The organism is Streptomyces noursei ATCC 11455 (genome assembly GCF_001704275.1).
GTDB classification, from domain to species: Bacteria; Actinomycetota; Actinomycetes; order Streptomycetales; family Streptomycetaceae; genus Streptomyces; species Streptomyces noursei.
In genome coordinates, this window is sequence record NZ_CP011533.1 from 4,504,073 (window position 1) to 4,518,776 (window position 14,704).

The 14,704-nt window shown below is 71.8% G+C and carries 12 protein-coding genes; 2 read left to right on the plus strand and 10 right to left on the minus strand.

The features are described 5' to 3' along the window. Positions 1-169: 169 nt before the first annotated feature. Positions 170-2,248: a M3 family metallopeptidase gene (locus tag SNOUR_RS18895; protein WP_079142765.1), complete on the plus strand. Its 2,079-nt coding sequence runs from the start codon at positions 170-172 to the stop codon at positions 2,246-2,248. Between the two features lie 51 nt (positions 2,249-2,299). On the opposite strand, the gene SNOUR_RS18900 is transcribed toward SNOUR_RS18895, so the two are convergent. Together SNOUR_RS18900 and SNOUR_RS18905 are read right to left on the minus strand one after the other, a co-directional pair. Then, positions 2,300-3,376: a hypothetical protein gene (locus tag SNOUR_RS18900; RefSeq protein ID WP_312632753.1), complete on the minus strand. Its 1,077-nt coding sequence runs from the start codon at positions 3,374-3,376 to the stop codon at positions 2,300-2,302. 113 nt (positions 3,377-3,489) lie between these two features. Further along, positions 3,490-4,323 carry a class I SAM-dependent methyltransferase gene (locus tag SNOUR_RS18905; protein WP_067348668.1) on the minus strand — a complete coding sequence of 278 codons (834 nt, stop codon included), beginning with the start codon at positions 4,321-4,323 and terminating at the stop codon, positions 3,490-3,492. 174 nt (positions 4,324-4,497) lie between these two features. Here SNOUR_RS18905 and SNOUR_RS18910 point away from each other — a divergent pair, with 174 nt between their 5' ends. After that, entirely contained in the window at positions 4,498-6,330 is a 1,833-nt protein-coding gene (locus SNOUR_RS18910) for a S9 family peptidase (protein WP_067358489.1), read from the plus strand. A gap of 66 nt (positions 6,331-6,396) precedes the next feature. Here the strand turns inward: SNOUR_RS18910 and SNOUR_RS18915 are convergent, their stop codons facing one another. The 8 genes from SNOUR_RS18915 to SNOUR_RS18950 form a co-directional block, all read right to left on the minus strand. Next, the gene (locus SNOUR_RS18915; protein WP_067348671.1) at positions 6,397-7,290 is read right to left on the minus strand and encodes an SURF1 family protein; all 894 of its coding nucleotides are present in this window, start codon (positions 7,288-7,290) and stop codon (positions 6,397-6,399) included. Between the two features lie 544 nt (positions 7,291-7,834). Beyond that, positions 7,835-9,124: a DUF4232 domain-containing protein gene (locus tag SNOUR_RS18920; RefSeq protein WP_312632754.1), complete on the minus strand. Its 1,290-nt coding sequence runs from the start codon at positions 9,122-9,124 to the stop codon at positions 7,835-7,837. Beyond that, positions 9,121-9,624, minus strand: a complete 504-nt coding sequence (locus SNOUR_RS18925; RefSeq protein ID WP_376738526.1) for a SigE family RNA polymerase sigma factor — start codon at positions 9,622-9,624, stop codon at positions 9,121-9,123. Before SNOUR_RS18925 ends, SNOUR_RS18920 begins: the two co-directional genes overlap by 4 nt. A gap of 590 nt (positions 9,625-10,214) precedes the next feature. Continuing rightward, the gene (locus SNOUR_RS18930) at positions 10,215-11,330 is read right to left on the minus strand and encodes an aspartate-semialdehyde dehydrogenase (RefSeq protein WP_067348676.1); all 1,116 of its coding nucleotides are present in this window, start codon (positions 11,328-11,330) and stop codon (positions 10,215-10,217) included. Continuing rightward, positions 11,327-12,598, minus strand: coding sequence for an aspartate kinase (locus SNOUR_RS18935; RefSeq protein WP_067348678.1), 1,272 nt, complete (start codon positions 12,596-12,598; stop codon positions 11,327-11,329). Before SNOUR_RS18935 ends, SNOUR_RS18930 begins: the two co-directional genes overlap by 4 nt. Positions 12,599-12,951: 353 nt before the next feature. Next, the gene (locus SNOUR_RS18940) at positions 12,952-13,614 is read right to left on the minus strand and encodes a DUF5063 domain-containing protein (RefSeq protein ID WP_039634322.1); all 663 of its coding nucleotides are present in this window, start codon (positions 13,612-13,614) and stop codon (positions 12,952-12,954) included. Beyond that, entirely contained in the window at positions 13,607-14,206 is a 600-nt protein-coding gene (gene recR / locus SNOUR_RS18945) for a recombination mediator RecR (RefSeq protein ID WP_067348681.1), read from the minus strand. Before recR ends, SNOUR_RS18940 begins: the two co-directional genes overlap by 8 nt. 51 nt (positions 14,207-14,257) lie before the next feature. Next, positions 14,258-14,614, minus strand: coding sequence for a YbaB/EbfC family nucleoid-associated protein (locus tag SNOUR_RS18950; protein WP_079142766.1), 357 nt, complete (start codon positions 14,612-14,614; stop codon positions 14,258-14,260). Positions 14,615-14,704: the final 90 nt, after the last annotated feature.

Here is a 14,704-nt window from a genome sequence, read left to right on the forward strand (position 1 = left end):
GTTCTCTCATGCGGGCACGAAAATGGCCGCGCGCCGGCCGCGCGCGAAGGCCGCGCATGGTCCTGACAAAGCACCGGACCGCCGGCCGGTGGCCCGCGTAGGGTCGGTCCCCGTGACTTCTGCGAAGAGTTCCGAGACGCGTCCGAGTGCAGCGACGGCTTCGGAGCCGGTGACGGGTACGGGGTCCGCGACGGCCCCGGACACGGACCGGCGGCCCGCGACGTCGAACCCGTTCTTCTCGGCCAGTGAACTTCCCTACGGGCTACCGCCCTTCGCCCGTATCCGGCACGAGCACTTCCGGCCCGCCTTCGAACGGGGCATCGCCGAGCAGCTGGCCGAAGTGGCCGCCGTCGGGGCCGACTCCGATCCGCCGACGTTCGAGAACACCGTGGCGGCGCTGGAGCGCAGCGGCGCGGTGCTGCGGCGGGTGTCCGCGGTGTTCTTCAACAAGGCCAACGCGGACACCGACGAGGCCACGCAGGAGCTGGAGGCGGAGATCGTGCCGCGGCTGGCCGCCCACGAGGACGCCGTGCTGCTCGATCCCGCCCTGTTCGCCCGTCTGGAGACGCTGCACGAGGCGCGGGCCGGACTCGGGCTGGACGGTGAGCAGTTGCGGCTGCTGGAGCGCCACCACGCGGCGCGGGTGCGGGCCGGGGCGCGGCTGGCCCCCGAGCAGCAGCGCCGGCTGCGGGAGTTGAACGCCGAGATCGCCACCCTGTGCACCGACTTCCGGCGGAATCTGCGGGCCGACAACGCGGCGGCCGCGCTGGTGGTGGACCGCGCCGAGGAACTGGCCGGACTGCCCGACGACGAGATCGCCACGGCCGCCGAGAACGCCCGGGCGCTGGGGCACGACGGCCGCTTCGCACTGAGCCTGCTGAACTTCACCAACCAGCCGCAGCTCGCCGCGCTGGAGGACCCCGCCCTGCGGGAGCGGCTGCTGACCGCCTCCATGGGGCGGGGCAGGGCCGCCAACGGGTCCGTCGCGATCGCCGTGGCCCGGTTGCGGGCCGAGCGCGCCGCCCTCCTCGGGCACTCCAGCCACGCGTCCTGGCAGGTCGCCGACCAGACCGCGGGGACGACCGACGCCGTGGCGGAGATGTTCGGGAAGCTGATCGGCCCGGCCCTGGTCCACGCCGAGCGGGAGGGCGCGGCGCTGGCGGAGGCCGCCGGCGTCGCGGAGGTCGGCGCGGCCGACTGGCAGTTCTACGCCGAGCGGGTGCGCCGGCAGCGGTTCGACCTCGACGCGGCGGCGCTGCGCCCCTACCTGGAGCTGGAGGCCGTCCTGCGGGACGGCGTCTTCCACGCCGCGACCCTGGTGTACGGGATCACCTTCGCCGAGCGCCCCGATCTGGTCGCCTACCACCCGGACGCCCGGGTCTTCGAGGTGCACAACGCCGACGGCAGCCCCCTCGGCCTGTATGTCGGCGACTTCCACGCCCGGGAATCCAAGCGCGGCGGTGCCTGGATGAACGAACTGGTCACGCAGTCGCACCTGTTGGGGCAGCGGCCCGTGGTGGTCAACAACCTGAACATCGCCAAGCCGGCGGCGGGCGAACCGGTGCTCCTGAACTGGAGCGAGGTCACCACGCTCTTCCACGAGTTCGGGCACGCGCTGCACGGGCTGTTCTCCGACGTCCGCTATCCGCTGCTGGCCGGCACCGAAGTGCCGCGCGACTTCGTCGAGTTCCCCTCGCAGGTGAACGAGATGTGGGCGGAGTGGCCCGAGGTCCTGGCCCGTTACGCCCGGCACCACCGCACCGGGGAGCCGATGCCGCCCGAACTGCCGGCCAGGCTGCGGGAGGCGGAACGATTCGGCGAGGGTTTCGACAGCGTCGAGCACCTGGCCGCCGCCGTCCTGGACTGGACCTGGCACACGGTGCCCGCCGACGAACTGCCCACCCCGGACGGCGTCGAGGCGTTCGAGGCGGCCGCGCTGGCACGCCACGGACTGGCCCACCCGGCGATCCCGCCCCGCTACCGGACCGGCTACTTCGCCCATGTCTTCGGCGGCGGCTACGCGGCCGGGTACTACGGGTACCGCTGGGCGGAAGTACTGGACGCGGACACCGTGCGCTGGTTCCGCGAGAACGGCCGGACGGTCCGCGAGAGCGGCGAGATCTTCCGCCGGGAACTCCTCAGCCGGGGCAACAGCGTCGACCCCATGGCGGCGTTCCGCGCGGTGCTGGGACGCGACCCGGACTTCGGGCCGCTGCTGGCGCGGCGAGGGGCCGGGCCCGCGGAGTAGCCGACCGGGCGCCGGCGGCCCCGGCCCGGCCCCGGCGCCCGGGCGCCGCTCCTACTCCCCGTCGTCCGCCACCGCCCGCCAGGTGACCGGGCGCGCGCCGTCACCGTCGCCCTGGAAGGTCAGCGAGGCCGGCGGGTCGCCCTTCGGCAGCATGTGGATGGTGCACTCGGCCACCGAGGCACCCGGCTTGACCATCTTGTGGGGGACCGCTTCGGGGCACTGGGGAACACCGGGGCCGCCGATGTCCAGCAGGATCATCTTCCGTGCCTGCTGGCCACTGACGCCGGTCAGCGTCAGGTTGTCGTTGAGGCCCGGGTAGAGCTCGTACTGACCGGTGTTCCGGTACTCCACCGTCACGTAATACGGGACGAGCTTCTTCTGGTCCGCCTTCAGGTCGAAGCGGCTCAGATCGTCCAGGGAACCGGTGCGGACGCTCTTGGGCGTGGCCAGGACGGTCGCCGTGTGACGGTCGCTGTCCGTGGTGACCGCGTCGGTGGGCTGGTGCGGGGGCAGCACCCCGGGCGCGCCCTGCCGGGCACCGCCGATCTGCCAGATCAGGGTGTCGCCGCCGTCGTCCTTGTAGGAGACGTTCCCCGGCTTCAGCCCCTTGGGGAGCATGAAGATCTGGCAGAACGACGTGGTCTCGCCGGCCGCCAACGTGTCCTTGCCGGACTCCTGACACTCGGGCGGCAGACCGTTGCCGGTGGCCAGCGGGTTGGTGCGGAACAGCGAGACCTGCTCGCCGGCCCGGCCGTCCACCCCGTTGACGGAGAAGTTCCGCTCCGGATACAGCCCGCTCAGCGGCCCCTTGCCGGTGTTGGTGTAGGAGACGGTGAGGTAGTACGGAGCGAGCCCCTTGAGATTGTCGTCCAACCGGATGTGCGCGAGGTCCGCGGGGTGGCCGAGGGCCAGGCGGGTGGGCTTGAGCCGCAGCGGATGCGCCTTGTGGTCGGAACCGGTCCAGGTGCCGGCGCGGGACGCGGACTCCATCGGCTGCGGCGCGGCGGGCAGCACGCCGGCGGACGCCTCCGCCTGCGGCGTTCTGCTCGGCGCTCCCCCGCATCCCACGGCCAGCAGCATGAGCACGCCCGCACCCGCGGCACCGGCCATCCGTGTGCGTACCCGCACGGAAAACCCCCGTTGTCGACAATGCCCGGCCCGAACCGGCCGGGCAGTCCGCCACATTAACGGGCCGGACGCGACGCCCCCACGGCGGGCCCGACGGACGGACCCGCCCCTCCTCAAACCGGCTTGCTCGCCTTCAGGGAATACATGAGCGGGATGCGGGGCCGGTCGTCCGGGAAACGGTAGTAACCGTCCGCGCCCCGCCGCAGCACACCGAAACGCTGGAAAAGCGTCATGTCGTGCTCGTGCAGGAACTCAAGGCGCAACCCGGCCCCGACCACCGCACTGACCACATCCCCCAGGGAATGCTGCCATTCGACGCTCCTGTTGTGGACCGTCCGCGCCTCGAAGTCCGTATAGCTGCCGGGGGCTTCCTCGTCCCACGCCTCGGTGCGGAAATAGTCGTGGGCGACCTGCGAGCCGGTCCTGTCGTCCAACACATCGCCCAGCGGGTGGAATTCGGCGAGATAGAGGAATCCGCCGGGCGCCACCAGCGACGCGACCGTCTCGGCCCAACCGACCAGGTCCGGGAGCCAGTTCACCGCCCCTATGCCGGTGTAGACGATGTCGTACGCGGCGTCGGGCACCGCTTCGGCGGCGTCGTAGACGTCGGCGGCGACGAAGGCCGCACGATCCGGGCCGTAGCCGAATTCGGCGGCCAGATCGCGGGCCGTCTCGATCGCCGGTTCGGAGAAGTCGAGTCCGACGACCCGGGCGGCGCCGCGGTACGCCCACGACAGCGTGTCCTGGCCGAAGTGACACTGAAGATGGAGCAGGCTCCGGCCGGTGACGTCGCCGACCTCCGCCGCCTCGAAGTCGCGGATCACATCCCGGGTCCGCCGGAATTCGTCCTGGTCGTAATAATCGCTCGCGGTGTGGAGGGCGACGCGCTCGTCCCACCTCGCGCGATTCGCCTCACGCCAGCCGTCGGGACCCGTCTGTTCTCGCATAGCCCGAAGTTATCCACAGCCCTTCGGCCTCGCCAACGGAAATTTCCCCGCCGGGCGCAGAATGGCCCCATGACTGACGAGACCACAGGCCCCGGCCGCACCCCCGCCGATCCGTCCCCCGCCCTCCCCCATTCCACCGACGCCACGAAGGGAACGGCGGACCCGACCGCCACCATGCCGGACTGGGAGAAGCGCTTCCGCGCCCCGCGGATCGGGCTGCCGGAATGGGCCGAGTACGCCCCGGACCGCTCCCTGTTCGTCTCGAACGCCACCGGCACCTTCGAGCTCTACACCTGGGACCGCGCGACCGGCACCCAGCGGCAGGCCACGGACCGCCCGCACGGCACCACGGACGGGACGCTGTCGCCGGACGGCGAGTGGGTCTGGTGGTTCTCGGACACCGACGGGGACGAGTTCGGCGTCTGGATGCGGCAGCCCTTCGCCGGCGGCCCGGACGAACCGGCCGTACCGGGGCTCGCCCCCTCCTACCCGGGCGGGCTGGCCATCAGCCGGGACGGCACCGTGGTGGTCGGCTGCTCCACCGACGAGGACGGCTCGACGGTCCACGTCGCACGGCCCGGCCAGCCGCCGGTGGAGATCTACCGGCACCGCGAGTCGGCCGGCGTCGGCGACCTCTCCCACGACGGATCGCTGATCGCCATCGAGCACACCGAGCACGGCGACGCGATGCACTCCGCCATCCGCGTCGTGCGGCCGGACGGCACGACGGTCGCCGAGTTGGACGACACCAACGGCGGCACCGAGGAACTGGGCCTGTCGGTGATGGGTTTCGCGCCGGTGGACGGCGACAGCCGACTCCTGGTGGGGCATCAGCGGCGGGGCCGCTGGGAGCCGATGATCTGGGACCCGCTGACGGGCGGGGAGACCGCACTGGAGATCGACCTGCCCGGCGACGTGGGCGCCGACTGGTACCCGGACGGCTCGGCCCTGCTGGTGGAGCACGAGTACCAGGCCCGCAGCGAACTGTGGCGCTATGAGCTGGCCACGCCACCGGCCGGCGCGGACGCCCAGGGCGCTCCCCTCACCCGGGTCGAGACCCCCGCGGGCACGGTCTCGGGCGCCACCGCCCGCCCCGACGGGACGGTGGAGTTCCTGTGGTCGTCCGCCGCCCAGCCGCCGGAGGTGCGCTCGACGGCCGGCACGGTGGTCCTGGACCCGCCCGGTATGAAGGCCCCCGGATCAGTCCCCGTGACGGACGCCTGGGTGGACGGCCCCGGCGGCCGCATCCACGCCCTGGTGCAGCAGCCGCCCGGCGCGGGGCCCTTCCCCACCGTCTTCGAAATCCACGGCGGCCCGACCTGGCACGACAGCGACGCCTTCGCCTCGTCGCCGGCGGCCTGGGTCGATCACGGCTTCGCGGTCGTCCGCGTCAACTACCGGGGCTCGACCGGCTACGGCCGCGCCTGGACGGACGCGCTCAAGCACCGCGTCGGCCTGATCGAGCTGGAGGACATCGCCGCGGTGCGGGAGTGGGCGATCGCCTCCGGTCTCGCGGATCCGCAGCGACTGGTGCTCGCCGGCGGCTCGTGGGGCGGCTATCTGACCCTGCTGGGCCTGGGCACCCAGCCGGACGCCTGGGCGCTCGGGCTGGCCGCGGTCCCGGTGGCGGACTACGTCACGGCGTACCACGACGAGATGGAAGCCCTGAAGGCCATGGACCGCACCCTCCTGGGCGGGACGCCGGAGGAGGTCCCCGAGCGCTTCGAGGCGTCCTCCCCGCTGACGTATGTCGACGCGGTGCGGGCCCCCGTCTACATCTCCGCCGGCGTCAACGACCCGCGCTGCCCGATCCAGCAGGTGGAGAACTACGTCCAGCGCCTGGAGAAGCGCGGCCACCCCCACGAGGTCTACCGCTACGACGCCGGCCACGGCTCGCTCGTCGTGGAGGAGCGCATCAAGCAGGTCCGCCTGGAGCTGGACTTCGCCCACCGCCACCTGACGAGCGCGGGGGCCACGGAGTCCGAGTCGAGCGAGAAGGTCGAGTAGCGACGCTGCGGGGGAGGTGGGGGCGGGTGGGGCGGGGGGGGAGGGGAAGCCCCCCGGGGGAGCCCCCTACCTGCTGGCCGTGACTTCGGTTCCGGTCGCGCCCTCGCCGCTCGCGCCCTCCTCGGCCGCCGCCCCCACGGACCCCTCAGGCCCCACGGACCCCTCAAGCTCCTCAGGGAGGATGCCCAGGGCGGCGTCCTTGGCGGCCTCGGCCTCGCGACGGACCAGACGGAACCACATGAAGACGACAAAACCCGCGAAGACGAACCATTCGCCGGTGTACCCGAGGTTCTGGAACGCCTTCATGTCCAGGCCGGTGCCCTCCACGGCGGCCGGCGGGACGGCGCGCAGCGGGGCGGGCGGTTCGGTGAGCGTGATCCAGGCGTCGTAGACGCCGTACGGCACGATGTTGACCAGCGACGCCGCGCTGATCATGCCGAGCTGCCCCTTCGGCAGACCGCCGCCCGCCCGGACCCCGGCCGTGCCCTCGTTCTCGGACGCCTGCAGCGCGCCGACCACGGTGACCTCCCCGGTGGGCGGCGCGGGCACCTTCGCGGTGTCGGCCGTGGCGTTCGCGTCGCCGGGCAGCCAGCCGCGGACGACCGGGAGGGCCTTGCCCCCGTCCGTACGCAGCAGGGTCAGGACGTAGAAGCCCTGCTGGTCGCCGTTCTTGCCCTGGAGGGTGCGGCCCGGGACCAGTAGTTGGTGCGTGGCGTCGAAGCGGCCACGGGCGCTGGCCTGGCGGCCGGAGGTGACCTGGTCGACCGGCAGCAGGCTCTGCAACGGCCGGGGAGCCGCGGCCTTGGCGTCGGCGGTTCGGTTCTCCTGCTGGTGGTGTGAGGCGACCCGGGCGTCGAAGCGGCTCAGCTGCCAGCTGCCCATGAAGATGCAGAAGGGGATCGCCAGCACGGCGAAGACGTTGATTCCCCACCACCGCGGGGTCAGCAGGAACCGGTACACCCCACCAACGGTACGGGGCCCGCGCCGCGCGGCCGCACCGCCCCCTCCCCGCCGCGGTTCCGGCCCCGGGACCTGGGCGGTTGCCGTTCCGGGCCCGGTGCCCGACAGCCGTCCCTCGTCCATACCGACCGCCCTCCGCGCATGCCGCACCGCACCACCCCGCGCCCGTACCGAACGGACAAGGGCCCCTTCTGGTTCCCCAGGTGAAGCCTCCGACCCCTCAGGTGCCCCTTCGCCCCAGGCAGCTCTCCGGGTTGCTCCCCGGACGGAGTTACTCCCCGGCAGCCGAGGCTCCGTCAGGTGCTCCTGGCGAACGATCCGTCATCAGGCCAGCCGCACGACCATGGCATCATCAGGCCAGCCGCACGACCACGGCATCACCAGGTCTGCCGGGTCGCCGAAGCCCCGTCAGGTCTGCCATGCGGCCGAGGCGCCATCAGGTCTCCGGACGGCCATGGCGCCATCACGTCTTCGGGCGCGGCACCGCCCGTTCTCCGGGGAGCGCGCCGCAGGGCCCCGTCCTCGGGCAGGGGCACCGCTCGGCCTACGGTGCGGCCAGCGGTGCCGTGCGGTACACCGTGCCCGCACAGGCGTCGGGGATCTTGGTGTCGGCCGCGGTGGGCGGACCCGCCTCCGGCGTATGGGTCAGGAGCACGCCGCCGGCCGCCGCCCCGCCGTCACCGGAGCCGTCACCGCCGCCGGCCTGGCCGCCGGTGCCGCTGCCGCTCGTCGTCGCCGCCGCGGCGGCCGGCGAGTCCCCCGGCGCCTTGGACGGGTCGGGCGTCGGCGACGGTCCGGGGCTGACGCATCCGGTCGTGCCACCGCCGGCCGCCGGGATCCAGGCGAACTTGACCTCGTACGCCTGCCCCGGCTTCAGCACCAGTTGGTCCGGGGTGGTCGCCGGGTCCGGCAGCCCGGTGGCGTCGTCACCCGAGGTGTGGTCGACGACATGGATCTTGTCCGCCTTGGTGGAGCCCTGCGGGGTGAGGTCGACGGTCCCGCCGCCCTCCACGGAGCAAGCGGAATCGGACGTGTTCACCACCCGGAACGCGCCGTAGACCCGGCCCGACGCGTCGGCCGGGCGGACCGTTCCGGTGCCCTTGCCGAGCTGATCGCGCCCACAGACCGGTGAGGTGACGTCCATCGTCGTGTCCGGTGCGGGTGTGCCGGCGCCGGCGCCGGGCAGGCCCGCACCGGGCTTCTCGGCGTCCTTGCCCGCCTTGTCCGCCGGCCGGTCAGCGGTGGGCTTCCCACCGCCCCCGCCGGTCGGCCGGGTGCTGGCCTTCTCGGTGCCTTCGCCGCGCGTGCCGCTGGTGTCGTGCTCGGCGTCCCGGCTGCTGGCGGCGTTGGCCGGACGGTCGCCGGGGCCGTCGCTGAGGCTCGCCACGTGGACCATCGCCGGGATCGCCGTACCGCCGAGCAGCAGCGCGGCGGCCGCGCCCACCACGGCATGGCGCCGCCGCTGACGACGGGCCGGGACCGCCTGCCGCAACCGCTCCAGGGCGTCCGGCGCGGGCTCCAGGTCGACGACGCGGGACTGCAACAGCCGCCGCAACTCGTCCTCACCGCCGAAGCCTTCACCACCGCGCCCGAAAGCGTCGTCGACGATCAACCGGTCGCCGCCGAAGCCATCGCCGCCGAAACGGCCACCGGCGAAGTCGTCACCCGCGAAGCCGTCGCCGTCGGACCGGCCGCCGGCCCGCCGACCGGTCTTCTTCCCCCGGCTGTCCCAGCCGTCCCCGCCGTCCCGGCCGTCGCCCTCGCGCCAGTCCCAGTCGTACCCGTCGTGCCCGTCGTGCCCGGTGTTCTCCCGGTCGGGTCCTGCCGCACTCACGCCGGAGCCTCCATGGCAACGCGGAGCGCCGCTATCCCCCGCGAGCCGTACGCCTTGACCGAGCCGAGCGATATGCCCAGCGTCTCGGCGACCTGAGCCTCCGTCATATCGGCGAAGTAGCGGAGCACCAGCACCTCGCGCTGACGCCGTTGCAGCCCGCGCATGGCCTTGATGAGCTGATCCCGCTCCAGCAGGTCGTACGCGCCCTCCTCGGCGCTCGCCATGTCGGGCATGGGCTTGGAGAGCAGCTTCAGCCCGAGGATGCGCCGACGCAGCGCGGAGCGCGAGAGGTTGACGACCGTCTGCCGCAGGTAGGCCAGTGTGGTGCCGGCTGCCATCGCGTCGTCAGTGTCCCCACGCTGCGTCGAGAGCTGCGCGGGGCGCGCGGCGGACCAGGGGGCGATCACCGGCATGCCCCCGGATACCCGTGGGTGCTGCGGGCGCACTGCCGCGCCTGCCGCTCCCGCCGGGGCGATGGTGAATCCGAGTACCTCTGCCACGCTTGTTGGACACGCTTCCCCCCAAAAGGGTTGTACGCGCAAGGCACCGCTTGTGGCGATGCGTCGAATGCCCTCATGCGCACCAGCTCTTCCCAAATGCCCCAATTGCCCTGATGCGACTGTGTCGGCACAGTCGCCCCGCCACCCCAGGGCCCCGGAAGCGGCCCACGAAGACCGCGGACCACCCCGAGAGGTGACCCGGAAAGACGCCACCCACCGGCCGGCGGTTGCAGCCTCGCGGGAAGCGAATGATCGAACAGAACATCAGCCCAGATCAAGTGGCTCGGACCAGCACCTCATACACGAAATCTTCACACGTCCCACAAATTATGTCGCAGGCGGCCACCCCACCGCAGCCACTCCCGCCAACTACCGCACCCCCGCACGAAGATCAGCGCCCGAAGCCCCCGGGAGCGCCGAGCGCACGCACAACGGAACAGGAGCAGGAGAAGAAACAGAAACAGGAACAGGAGCAGGAACAGAGAAAGCAATAGGGACAGCAGCGGACAAATCCACGAAAACAACCGCAGAACGCCACCCGGCAGACCATCACCCGGCAGACGACCACCACCCGGCAACCCCGGCCCGCCCTACCCCCGCAACTCCCCCACCACCAACTCCCCGATCTGCGCCGCGTTCAGGGCCGCGCCCTTGCGCAAGTTGTCCCCGCACACGAACAGCTCCAGCGCCCGCGGATCGTCCAGCGAGCGCCGCACCCGCCCCACCCACGTGGGGTCCGTCCCGACCACGTCCGACGGGGTCGGGTACTCGCCCGCCGCCGGGTCGTCGAACAGGACGACTCCGGGCGCGGCCGCCAGGATCTCGTGCGCGCCGGCGACCGTGACCTCGTTCTCGAAGCGGGCGTGCACGGCCATCGAGTGCGTGGTGAGCACCGGCACCCGTACGCAGGTCGCGGTGACCGGGAGTTCGGGCAGCCCCAGGACCTTCCGGGACTCGTCGCGGATCTTCAGTTCCTCCGAGGACCAGCCGTCCGCCTGGAGCGACCCGGCCCACGGCACGACGTTGAGGGCGAGCGGGGCGGGGAACGGCCCCAGGGTGTCGCCGATCGCCCGCCGGACGTCGCCGGGCGCGGCGCCCAGTTCCGTACCGGACACGGCCGAGAGTTGCGCCCGCAGCGTCTCGGCGCCGGCCTGCCCGACCCCGGACGCGGCCTGGTACGAGGAGACGACCAGTTCGCTCAGCCCGTACTCGGCGTGCAGCGCGCCGAGCGCGACGATCATCGACAGGGTGGTGCAGTTCGGGTTGGCGATGATCCCGCGGGGGCGCATCCGCGCCGCGCACCCGTTGACCTCGGGGACGACCAGCGGCACGTCCGGATCTCCCCGGAACGCGCCCGAATTGTCCACCACGACCGCGCCCTTGGACACCGCGACCGGCACCCACTGCGCGGCGACCTCGTCCGGCAGGTCGAACATCGCGACGTCGATGCCGTCGAAGGCGTCCTCGCTCAGCGCGACGACCTCGACCTCCTCGCCGCGCACGGTCAGCTTGCGGCCGGCCGAACGGGCGGAGGCGATCAGCCGGATCTCGCCCCAGACGTCGGCCCGCTCGGAGAGGATCCCGAGCAGGACGCGGCCGACGGCACCGGTGGCGCCGACGACCGCGAGGTGCGGCTTGGCGGCCGGGCGGGCCCCCGCCCCAGCCGTGTCGGCGAGGGACGGGCGGCCCGCCTCGGCCGGGATCATCGTCCCGTGCCGCCGTAGACGATCGCCTCGTCGCTCTCGCTGTCGAGGCCGAAGGCGCTGTGCACCGCCTGGACGGCCTCGTTGACGTCATCGGCACGGGTGACGACCGAGATGCGGATCTCGGAGGTCGAGATGAGCTCGATGTTCACGCCCGCGTTCGACAGCGCCTCGAAGAACGCCGCGGTCACGCCGGGGTTGGTCTTCATGCCGGCGCCGACCAGCGAGATCTTGGCGATCTGGTCGTCGTAGCGGAGCGAGTCGAAGCCGACCGCGGCGCGGGTCTTCTCCAGCGCCGCGACGGCCTTGCGGCCCTCCGCCTTCGGCAGCGTGAAGGAGATGTCCGTCAGCCCGGTGGAGGCCGCCGACACGTTCTGGACGACCATGTCGATGTTGACCTCGGAGTCGGCGATGGCACGGAAGATCCGCGCGGCCTCGCCCGGCTTGTCCGGGACCCCGACGACCGTGACCTTCGCCTCGGAGGTGTCGTGCGCGACGCCCGAGATGATTGCCTGCTCCATCGGCCTGTCCCCTTGCGGTTCGTTGCTGACCCACGTGCCCTTCAGCCCCGAGAAGGACGAGCGGACGTGGATCGGGATGTTGTAACGGCGTGCGTACTCGACGCAGCGGTGCAGCAGCACCTTGGAGCCGGAGCTGGCCAGCTCCAGCATGTCCTCGAAGGAGATCCAGTCGATCTTCCGGGCCTTCTTCACGACCCGCGGGTCGGCGGTGAAGACACCGTCCACGTCGGTGTAGATCTCACAGACATCGGCGTCCAGGGCGGCGGCCAGCGCCACCGCGGTGGTGTCCGAACCGCCGCGCCCCAGCGTCGTGATGTCCTTCTTGTCCTGGGACACGCCCTGGAATCCGGCGACGATGGCGATGTTGCCCTCGTCGATCGACGCCTTGATGCGGCCGGGCGTGACATCGATGATCCGTGCCTTGTTGTGCACGGAGTCGGTGATCACACCGGCCTGGCTGCCGGTGAAGGACTGCGCCTCATGGCCGAGGTTTTTGATCGCCATCGCCAGCAGGGCCATGGAGATCCGCTCTCCGGCGGTCAGCAGCATGTCGAACTCGCGCCCCGACGGGATCGGGGACACTTCCTGCGCGAGATCGATCAGCTCGTCCGTCGTGTCGCCCATCGCCGAGACCACCACGACAACCTGGTTGCCGTTCTTCTTGGCCTCGACGATTCGCTTGGCAACGCGCTTGATGCCCTCGGCATCCGCAACGGATGAGCCGCCGTACTTCTGCACGACAAGGCCCACGTGCGCTCCTCGCAACTGTCTCTGCGGGAGGGAGTCCCTCCCGGACCCCCGGAAATGGGGGTACTGCGGTCGGCTCAGTCTAACGAGCGGGCGGAATCCGCCCCGCTACCACCACATCGTGAGACACCGAACCCAACGTTCTGATCAACTCGCCCACCCGGGCTCCCTCCTGCGGAAGGTGCCCCATGAGCGTGCCGAACGCGGTCCGTGAACACGGTGTCCCTCGCCGGTCCAGCGCGGCGCTCCGTCGCACCGGCTCGGCCTGCACCTGCCCGCTTCACCTCCGGGCACACGGGAACGTAACCCAGGTCACACCCGCGCCCGGCTTCAGCGTACGGCGGTGCGGCCGTCGCTCACACCCCGTGCAGCCCCAGCGGGCCGGCGATCTCGGCCGCCATGACCTTGCCCGCCTCCTCGGCGAGCCGGTCCTCGTCCCCGGCGGCGTCGCTGTCGGTGTCCAGGCCGTCCAGCGCGTCCAGCGGCTGGTCGAGGCGTACGTGGGCGACCAGCGACTGCAGGGCCCGCAGGGCGGCCGAGGCGGTCGGCCCCCAGTTGGCGAGGTAGGAGAACTGCCACCACCACAGGGCCTCGGTGACCCGGCCCTCCCGGTAGTGCGCCAGCCCGTGCCGCAGGTCGGTGATGATGTCGGCGAGGTCGTCGGAGATCCGGGAGGCCACCGGCTCGCTGCGCGGCACGTACGGGTCGAAGACCTCGGAGTACACGTCCACCGGGTCCAGCAGGCGCGCGAACCGCTCGCGCAGCTCGTCCACGTCCGGCTCCGGGCCGGTGTCCGGTTCGTACCGCTCGTCGGGAACGATGTCCTCGTGGGCGCCCAGCCGGCCGCCGGTGAGCAGCAGCTGGGAGATCTCCAGGAGCAGGAAAGGCACCGCGCTGTCCGGCTCGTCGCCCTTGGCGACCTCGGTTACCGCGACGATGAAACTCTCGATCGAGTCGGAGATCGAAACGGCGAAGTCGTCCGGGTTCTGTGTCGTGTCGTGCAGCGTGGCGTCAGACATCGAGAAGTCTCCTCCCTTCGAAGGCCCGCCCGAGCGTGACCTCGTCCGCGTACTCCAGATCGCCTCCGACCGGCAGCCCACTGGCCAGTCGCGTCACTTTGAGGCCCATCGGCTTGATCATCCGGGCCAGGTACGTGGCCGTGGCCTCGCCCTCCAGATTCGGGTCGGTGGCCAGGATCAGCTCGGTGACCGTGCCGTCCGCGAGTCTGGCCAGGAGTTCCCGTATCCGCAGGTCGTCGGGGCCGACGCCCTCGATCGGACTGATCGCCCCGCCGAGGACGTGGTAGCGGCCGCGGAACTCCCTCGTCCGCTCGATCGCCACGACGTCCTTGGGCTCCTCCACGACGCAGATGACCGCCGGATCGCGCCGCGGGTCGAGGCAGACCCGGCACTGCTCCTCCTGCGCGACATTGCCGCACACGCTGCAGAACCGGACCTTCGCCTTGACCTCCATCAGCGCGTTCGCGAGCCGGCGGACATCGGTCGGCTCGGCCTGAAGGATGTGGAAGGCGATCCGCTGCGCGCTCTTGGGACCGACGCCGGGCAGCCTGCCCAACTCGTCGATCAGGTCCTGGACCACGCCTTCATACACGGAACGTCTTCTCTCTCTTCTGCCGTGCTGCGTACGCTAGTTGGCTACTCCTCAGAAGGGGAGGCCGGGGATGCCGCCGCCTCCGCCGCCCAGCGCCTGGGCGAGCGGGCCGAGCTTCTGCTGCTGGAGCTTCTGCGCGGTCGCGTTGGCGTCGCGGACCGCCGCGAGGACGAGATCGGCGAGGGTCTCGGCGGTCTCCTCCGCCGAGTCGGTGTCGACCGCCTTGGGGTCGATCACCAGGCCCTTGAGCTCACCGGAGCCGGTCACCGTGGCCTTGACCAGGCCACCCCCCGCGGAACCCTCCACGGGCGTCTCCGCCAGCTCCTGCTGGGCGGCCGCGAGATCCTGTTGCATCTTCTGGGCCTGCTGGAGCAGCTGCTGCATATTGGGCTGACCACCGGGGATCACGACATGACTCCTGCCGTACGACAACGATTGGTGCGGTAGCCCGAGCCTACGTGTTTCCCGCGCCCGGCGCCCTACACCGCAGGGAGGAGC